Raw genomic sequence first — 7,883 nt, 5'->3', positions numbered from 1 at the left:
TGCATATAAAAAATCCTGTCGGTGATTTCTCACCAACAGGATTTGTCGAACAACCGAATTTTAGCCAAGAGACACCATAGGTGGCTACTGGCGACCTCACAACAAAGGGATTTTTTCTTCTTGTATTTTATTCCGTCATTTCCATAGTTATTAGTTGCAAGGTCATAGAAGATTAGGTACACTGTCATTTGTATATGAATGAAAAGGAGTTAAGGAATGAAAGAGTGGAAACAAGCATTTAAATTATCATTACCAATTTTCTTTGGATATTTATTTTTAGGTATTGCCTTTGCCATTTTAATGGTCCAAGATGGTTATTCTGGTTGGTGGGCAATTTTCTCGAGTATTTTTATGTATGCAGGATCAATGCAATTTGCGATTGTCAGCTTCATGAATGCGGGATTAGGTTTAGGAATGATTGCGATCATGACCTTATTGATTAATGCTCGTATGATGTTTTATGGCATTAGTTTTATTGAATTATTTAAGCGATTAGGATGGAAGGCTTTCTATTTAATCTTCGCCTTATCTGATGAAACATTTTCAGTTATGGTGGGGATGAAGCAAGAGGAAGAAGGAACGTATTCTGATAACGTTCATGTCTACCTTGCCTTTTTAAATCATGTGTACTGGGTATTCGGAACAATGGTTGGAGTTGTTGCAGGTAACTTTATTCCGTTTTCTGCAAAAGGAATTGATTTTTCAATGACAGCATTATTCGTTCTAATTGTTGTGAATCAAATTATGCAAAGTGATCGTTACTATTCGTTCTTAATTGGTGGAAGTAGTGCCTTATTCTGGCTAATTACCGTTGGACCAAAATACTTTTTATTACCAAGTTTAGCATGTACAGTTATTTTATTAATGATCATTTTTGAAAGAAATATGAAACACAAATTGAAGGAGGAAGTATCTAAATGACACCAATGATGATTTTTTTAAGCATGATGGTTGCAACGATTGTAACATTTGGATTGAGATTATTCCCCTATGTGATGTTCCGTCATCATGATGTATTACCTCCTCGACTACAATTTATTGCGCAAGTACTCCCTAAAGCGATTATGACGACATTAGTCATTTATTGTGTTAAAGATGTAGCATGGACACAAGCACCATTTGGGGCAGCAGAACTCATTAGTATTGCCTGTGTAGTAGTGTTACATTGGTGGAAGCAAAATACTTTACTAAGTATTTTCGTCCCAACCATGATTTATATGATTTTAATTCAGATTGTATTTGCTTAAATAGTTTTTGAAAACTCTTGAGGTCTTATTAATGGCTTCAAGAGTTTTTTGCGCTCCATTTGAATTTCTTTCAGCAAAACACTACCATTTCAAAACATTTGTTGTTACACTAATAGAAGATGAAATAGAAAGAGGAGTCACATGAAGTTATTATTTGTTGGAGACGTTGTTGGTGCTCCAGGTCGTCAAGCAATTGAAGATTATTTACCAAAATTAAAGAAAAAATATAAACCTCAAGTAACGATTGTTAATGGAGAAAATGCTGCGAATGGAAAGGGCATTACGGAGAAAATTTATAAGCAATTATTACAAGCAGGAGCAGATGTTGTGACATTAGGAAACCATGCTTTTGATAATCGTGATATTTTTGAGTTTATTGATGATGCTAAGAAAATGGTTCGTCCAGCGAATTATCCAGCAGGAGTTCCAGGACAAGGGATGGTATTTGTCAAGTGTAATCAAGTGGAAGTGTGTGTGATTAACTTACAAGGTCGTGTCTTTATGAATACATTAGATGATCCATTTCAAGTGATTCAGTCACTTGTTGAAACAGCTCGCAAGAGAACGCCGATTATTTTTGTAGATTTTCATGCAGAAGTGACGAGTGAAAAGCAAGCGATGGGTTGGTTTTTAGATGGAAAAGTAACAGCTGTCATTGGAACGCATACTCATGTACAAACGAATGATGCCCGTATTTTACCACAGGGAACAGCTGTGATGTGTGATGTGGGAATGACAGGCCCTTATAATGGAATTTTAGGAATGGAAAGAGAAGCCATTATTGGTAAATTTTTAAACCAATTACCAACACGATTCGAAGTGTCTGATCCTGATGATGTGCAATTATCCGCTTGTTTTATTGAATGTGATGATGCAACTGGAAAAGTGAAGAAAATTTTACCGATTAAAATTTCACCAGATCAACCATTTATGGAATAGCCTAAAGGAGAAAATTTTACGAATGCCTCAAAAAACGAAGAGAACGCCCATGATGGAACAATATTTTTCAATCAAGGAACAATATCCGGATTGTTTATTGTTTTATCGTTTGGGAGATTTTTATGAATTATTTTATGATGATGCGCTAGAAGCTGCACGTATATTAGAAATTACATTAACTAGTCGAAATAAAAATGCAGAAGATCCAATTCCGATGTGTGGAGTTCCTCATCATTCTGCTAAAGAATATATTCGAACATTAATTGAATATGGAAAGAAAGTTGCCATTTGTGAACAATTAGAAGATCCTAAATTTACTAAAGGAATGGTCAAAAGGGATGTTGTCCAAGTTTTAACGCCTGGGACGTATACGGAATATTCTCAACAACATGCGAATAACTATTTAGTAGCCTTAAAACCATTATCGAAAGATTCTTATGCTTTAGGATATGTTGATGTTGCAACAGGGGAATTAAAAGGGACTCGTGTGCAATCGATGGAAGAAGTTCGTAGTGAATGCTCGAGTTTAAAAACGAGAGAATTAGTCAAAGTAGGAGATTTTTCTTCTGAAGCATTAGAAGAAATGTGTTTGTATTTTGATATTTTACAATCTACCTTACAAACCGAAGAGATTCAAAAAGGAAGTTTCGATGCGTTATTAAAAGATATCGAGCAAGAAGATGTCTATGAAGTTCTGGAAGGTTTATTATCTTATCTAGCGAAAACTCAAAAGAAAAGTTTCACTCACTTGCAAAAAGCGTCTTACTATGAACGAGACTTTTACTTATTCATGAATTATGAAGCAAAACGAAATTTAGAGTTAACAAGTACGATTCGTACGCAACAAAAACAAGGTTCGCTTTATTGGTTCTTAGATGAAACTCAAACAGCGATGGGAGCTCGTTTATTAAAACAATGGATTGAAAAACCATTAGTGCTCCAAACTGAGATTGAAGAACGACATGATTTAGTAGAAAGCTTAACACAACACTATTTTGAACGAATCGATTTTATTGAAGCGCTAAAAGGTGTGTATGATTTAGAGCGAATTGTTGGGAAAGTTTCATTTGGAACAGCCAATGCGAGAGATTTATTACAATTAAAACAAACCTTGGCGAAAGTTCCTGTATTTAGAGCGATTGCAGATAGTTTGAATCATCCGAAATGGCAAAAGTTAAAACAACAATTACATGCGATTCCAGAATTATATGAGCGCATTGAAAGAGCCATTGATGAAGATGCACCAGTATCTTTATCAGATGGGAATATCATCAAAAAAGGCTATCATGAAACATTAGACCTTTACCGTGAAACAATGGCTCATGGAAAAGAATGGATTGCTCAATTACAACAATCAGAGCGAGAAGCTACAGGAATTAAGTCCTTAAAAATCAGTTATAATAAAGTGTTTGGCTATTATATTGAAGTGACAAAAGCCAATCTATCTCAATTAGATGATAGTCGCTATGAACGAAAACAAACATTGAGTAATGCAGAACGTTTTATTACACCTGAATTAAAAGAAAAAGAAGCATTAATTTTAGAAGCAGAAGAGAAATCAAGTTTACTAGAATATGAATTATTTGTGGCTGTTCGTGAAGAAGTGAAAACTTATACGGAACAATTACAAGAATTGGCAAAAGCAGTTGCTACGATTGATGTGTTGCAGTCGTTTAGTACAGTCAGTGAAGCGTATCAATTAGTAAGACCTACGATTTCATTAATGGATCGTTCGTTAGAAATTATTGATGGTCGTCACCCGGTTGTTGAAAAGGTAATGGGACGTTCTAGTTATGTACCTAATTCGATTCAAATGACACCGGAAGATCATATTTTATTAATTACAGGGCCAAATATGTCCGGGAAATCAACGTATATGAGACAGTTAGCGCTATGTGTGATTCTTTCGCAAATTGGTTGTTTTGTTCCTGCGACAAGTGCGAAAATTCCAATTTTTACGAAAATTTTTACACGAATTGGCGCCGCAGATGATTTAATTTCAGGTCAAAGTACTTTCATGGTAGAAATGATGGAAACTAATACAGCACTACGTCAGGCTGACCAAACGAGTTTATTATTATTTGATGAAATCGGAAGAGGGACAGCAACTTATGATGGGATGGCTCTTGCTCATGCCATTATTGGCTATATTCATGAACATTTAACTGCAAAAGTACTGTTCTCAACTCATTATCATGAATTAACAGCTTTAAGTGATACGTATGAAGATTTGAAAAATGTTCATGTTGGAGCGATTGAAAAAGATGGGGAAGTAGTTTTCCTTCATAAAATTATGGAAGGGCCAGCAGATAAGAGTTATGGAATTCATGTTGCTAAATTAGCAGGATTGCCTTCATCATTATTAAGTCATGCGGAAAATATTTTAACAATATTAGAAAACAATTCGCAAGCACAGGTTAGTCTTCAAGAAAATGCTGAGGTGGAACGTAGAGTGGAAGACGTAGAAAGTAGTGCTACAGTTGAAATTCCACGTGTCGAGTCAGAACAATTGGACTTATTTACAAGTAATAACGACCAAGAAGTATTAGAGGAGTTGAAATCCGTTCGAGTGATGAATTTAACGCCACTTCAAGCGTTGCAATTTATCGACCAATGGCAAACAAGACTGAAAGGGTGAGTCTATGGGGAAAATTAAAGAATTAAGTGCTTTATTAACCAACCAAATTGCAGCAGGGGAAGTTATTGAACGTCCGTCTTCTGTTGTCAAAGAATTATTGGAAAATGCAGTAGATGCTGGTAGTACAAGAATTGTCATTGAAATTGAAGAAGCAGGATTAAAACTCATTCGAATTACCGATAATGGATCAGGGATGAGTCGAGAGGATGCTGTCTTATCGATTCGCCGTCATACAACGAGTAAAATTTATTCGCCTGAACAATTATTCCGCATTAAAACATTAGGATTCAGAGGAGAAGCTTTAGCAAGTATTACGGCTGTTTCAAAAGTGACCTTAACGACTTCAACTGGAGAAGACGTAGGAACTCAGTTAAAAGTGGAATCAGGAAATATTGTAGAAGAAACGCAAGTACCTCCGTTAAAAGGAACGACCATTGAAGTTTCAGATTTATTTTATAATACACCTGCTCGTTTGAAATTTGTTCGCACACTGCAAACGGAAATTGCTCATATTACAGATGTTGTGAGTAAAATTTCTCTAAGTCATCCAGAAATTTCGATTATTTTAAGAAATGAAGGAAATGAATTAATTCGTACAGCAGGAAATGGCGACTTACGCCAAGCAATTGCGGGGAATTTAGGCCCTACTAATGCTCGTAAAATGTTAGCGTTTACTGGGGAAGATGATGACTTCAAAGTTAGTGGCTATACTTCCTTACCCGAATTAACAAGATCGAACAGAAATTATATTTCGATTTTTATCAATGGTCGTTCCATTCGCAATATTGCTATCTCTAAAGCAATTGTGGCAGGATATGGTTCTACTTTAATGGTGGGTCGTTTTCCAATAACAGTGATTGATATTGAAATGGATTTCCAATTAGTCGATGTCAATGTGCATCCAACAAAGCAGGAAGTGCGTATTAGTAAAGAAGTGGAGCTATCAGCGCTTATTCAAAAAGCGATACATGCGTCAATCCAAGGAGTGCAACGGATTCCTGAATCATTAGAAGATTTACCATTTAAGCGGAAAGTAACGGATACTTCAATTGCTCGTCCAGTAGTGGAACAAGAAACATTGAATTTTGACTTAAAACCTGTTCAGCCGTCCATTCGAGTTGAGACTCCGAGCGAGTGGATTCAAGAGGAGGAGACTCCTTCGTATATGAGTGAAGAGGTGAGTTCTGAAGCTTTACCTTTAGAAACTGAAGGGAGTCCATTTGAGAGAGAACCTTCTGAAAAAGTAACAGAAGAAATTCCAGTACAAATAACGGTTCATAACAAAGAGGACTGCGAAGATTGTCGAATCGATTTTCATCAAGAAAAAGCGAATTATTGGAAATTATCACAAGATTTGGATGAAGAAAATTTTGAAACTGATTTTCCAGAATTACATTATTTTGGACAAATGCATGGGACATATTTATTTGCGCAAAATGAAAAAGGTTTATACATGATAGACCAACATGCTGCTCAGGAACGCATTAAATACGAATTTTTTAAAGTTTCCATTGGAGAAGTAGCGCCTGTCAGTCAATCATTAATGATTCCGATTGTTATGGAATTTTCTAAAAAAGAAGCGTTAAAATTACAAGAGTCCTTAGAAATGATTCGAGAATTTGGTATTGAAATCGAACCATTTGGAACGCATACGTTTCAAATTCAGTCTCATCCTAGTTGGATTAAGCAGGGAGAAGAAAAAGAAATCATTGAGGAAATTATTGATTTAGTTCTCTCGAATCAAAAAGTAACAGTGGCTCAATTGCGTAAAGCGACCGCCATTATGATGAGCTGTAAAGGTTCGATTAAGGCGAATCATCGTCTAACAACACTTGAAGCGGAACAATTATTAGTGGACTTAGCAAAATGTAAAAATCCGTATAATTGTCCTCACGGTAGACCAGTATTAGTTCATTTAAGCAATAAAGATTTAGAAAAATTATTTAAACGAATTCAAGATCCACATCAATCGAAGTGGAAGTTTGAAGATTAGGAGGAAGAAAAATGTCAGATTTTTCAAAAGAAGCATTAAAACAACGATTAACAGAAATTCAATATGAAGTGACACAAAATGAAGCGACAGAACGTCCTTTTTCAGGAGAATATGATGAATTTTTTGAAGAAGGAATTTATGTAGATGTTGTGAGTGGTGAACCATTATTTAGTTCAAAAGATAAATTTGATGCAGGTTGTGGTTGGCCATCATTTTCAAAACCAATTCAAAATACAACATTAACAGAAAAAGAAGACCATAAACTAAATCGTGTTCGTACAGAAGTTCGTAGTCAAAAAGCGGATTCTCATTTAGGGCATGTATTCCCAGATGGTCCAGAAGAATTAGGTGGATTACGTTATTGTATTAATTCTGCAGCATTAAGATTTATTCCAAAAGCAGATTTAGAAAAAGAAGGATATGGAGAATTTCTTCAATATTTTTAAGAGAAATGGAGTTAGAAAATGAGTCGTACTGTTCATACTGAATTGACTAATATGTGTATGATTTATGACCAAGAGGGAAATGTTTTAGTGCAAGAGAAAAATTTAAGTTATGCACAAGGATTAATCTTTCCTGGAGGACATGTTGAACCAATGGAATCGATTGTAGATTCGACCATTCGAGAAATAAAAGAAGAAACGGGTTTAACGATTAGTCAGTTAGAGTTTTGTGGAATCAAGGATTGGATTCGACCAGATGGAACACGTTATATTGTCTTTTTATACAAGACGAGTCATTACACTGGTGAACTCCGTTCTTCTTCTGAGGGAGATATGTTTTGGATTTCTTTAGAAGATTTGAAGAAGAGAGAACCATTATGGCATTTGGATCAAATGTTAGACATCTTTGAACAAAAGGGACCTACTGAATTGTTTTTCAATTATGGGGATGAGGAGTATATTCCGGAATTGAAGTAGGACAGACTTTTTATACGAAACTACGAAAGACTTTCTAAATATAGTAGCAAAGGACGCAAGCAAACCCTTTGGGTTTCATTGCTAAATTTCCAGCCTTGGTCTCGAAATTTCCTAATAATAGTAGCCGAGTTTCGGCTACTATTATG

Annotated in this window: 7 protein-coding genes; all 7 read left to right on the top strand. The window is 35.4% G+C overall.

What is annotated here, in order from left to right; translation table 11 throughout:
• Positions 1 to 216: 216 nt before the first annotated feature.
• The gene (locus RYK07_RS08430; protein WP_314853431.1) at positions 217 to 921 is read left to right on the top strand and encodes an AzlC family ABC transporter permease; all 705 of its coding nucleotides are present in this window, start codon (positions 217 to 219) and stop codon (positions 919 to 921) included.
• Positions 918 to 1,247: an AzlD domain-containing protein gene (locus tag RYK07_RS08425; protein WP_314853430.1), complete on the top strand. Its 330-nt coding sequence runs from the start codon at positions 918 to 920 to the stop codon at positions 1,245 to 1,247. Before RYK07_RS08430 ends, RYK07_RS08425 begins: the two co-directional genes overlap by 4 nt.
• A 141-nt stretch (positions 1,248 to 1,388) precedes the next feature.
• Entirely contained in the window at positions 1,389 to 2,186 is a 798-nt protein-coding gene (locus RYK07_RS08420) for a TIGR00282 family metallophosphoesterase (protein WP_314853429.1), read from the top strand.
• A gap of 22 nt (positions 2,187 to 2,208) precedes the next feature.
• Positions 2,209 to 4,824, top strand: a complete 2,616-nt coding sequence (gene mutS, locus RYK07_RS08415; protein ID WP_314853428.1) for a DNA mismatch repair protein MutS — start codon at positions 2,209 to 2,211, stop codon at positions 4,822 to 4,824.
• A gap of 4 nt (positions 4,825 to 4,828) precedes the next feature.
• Complete coding sequence (mutL, locus tag RYK07_RS08410; RefSeq protein ID WP_314853427.1) at positions 4,829 to 6,817, top strand: DNA mismatch repair endonuclease MutL; 1,989 nt, start codon at positions 4,829 to 4,831, stop codon at positions 6,815 to 6,817.
• Between the two features lie 11 nt (positions 6,818 to 6,828).
• Positions 6,829 to 7,263: a peptide-methionine (R)-S-oxide reductase MsrB gene (gene msrB, locus RYK07_RS08405; RefSeq protein WP_006702836.1), complete on the top strand. Its 435-nt coding sequence runs from the start codon at positions 6,829 to 6,831 to the stop codon at positions 7,261 to 7,263.
• 18 nt (positions 7,264 to 7,281) lie between these two features.
• Positions 7,282 to 7,737 (top strand): 8-oxo-dGTP diphosphatase, encoded by a 456-nt coding sequence (locus tag RYK07_RS08400; protein ID WP_314076930.1) that lies wholly within the window; start codon positions 7,282 to 7,284, stop codon positions 7,735 to 7,737.
• Positions 7,738 to 7,883: the final 146 nt, after the last annotated feature.

The sequence above is a fragment of the uncultured Granulicatella sp. genome (assembly GCF_963528315.1).
Lineage (GTDB): Bacteria > Bacillota > Bacilli > Lactobacillales > Aerococcaceae > Granulicatella.
The sequence above is the reverse complement of the archived record's forward strand: the minus strand, read 5'-3'. Positions and strand labels throughout refer to the sequence as shown.

Excerpts from the sequence above, each read along its gene's own strand:
- mutS (WP_314853428.1), top strand. The coding sequence starts at position 2,209 with ATGCCTCAAAAAACGAAGAGAACGCCCATGATGGAACAATATTTTTCA.
- RYK07_RS08425 (WP_314853430.1), top strand. The coding sequence starts at position 918 with ATGACACCAATGATGATTTTTTTAAGCATGATGGTTGCAACGATTGTA.
- msrB (WP_006702836.1), top strand. The coding sequence starts at position 6,829 with ATGTCAGATTTTTCAAAAGAAGCATTAAAACAACGATTAACAGAAATT.
- RYK07_RS08430 (WP_314853431.1), top strand. The coding sequence starts at position 217 with ATGAAAGAGTGGAAACAAGCATTTAAATTATCATTACCAATTTTCTTT.
- RYK07_RS08400 (WP_314076930.1), top strand. The coding sequence starts at position 7,282 with ATGAGTCGTACTGTTCATACTGAATTGACTAATATGTGTATGATTTAT.
- RYK07_RS08420 (WP_314853429.1), top strand. The coding sequence starts at position 1,389 with ATGAAGTTATTATTTGTTGGAGACGTTGTTGGTGCTCCAGGTCGTCAA.
- mutL (WP_314853427.1), top strand. The coding sequence starts at position 4,829 with ATGGGGAAAATTAAAGAATTAAGTGCTTTATTAACCAACCAAATTGCA.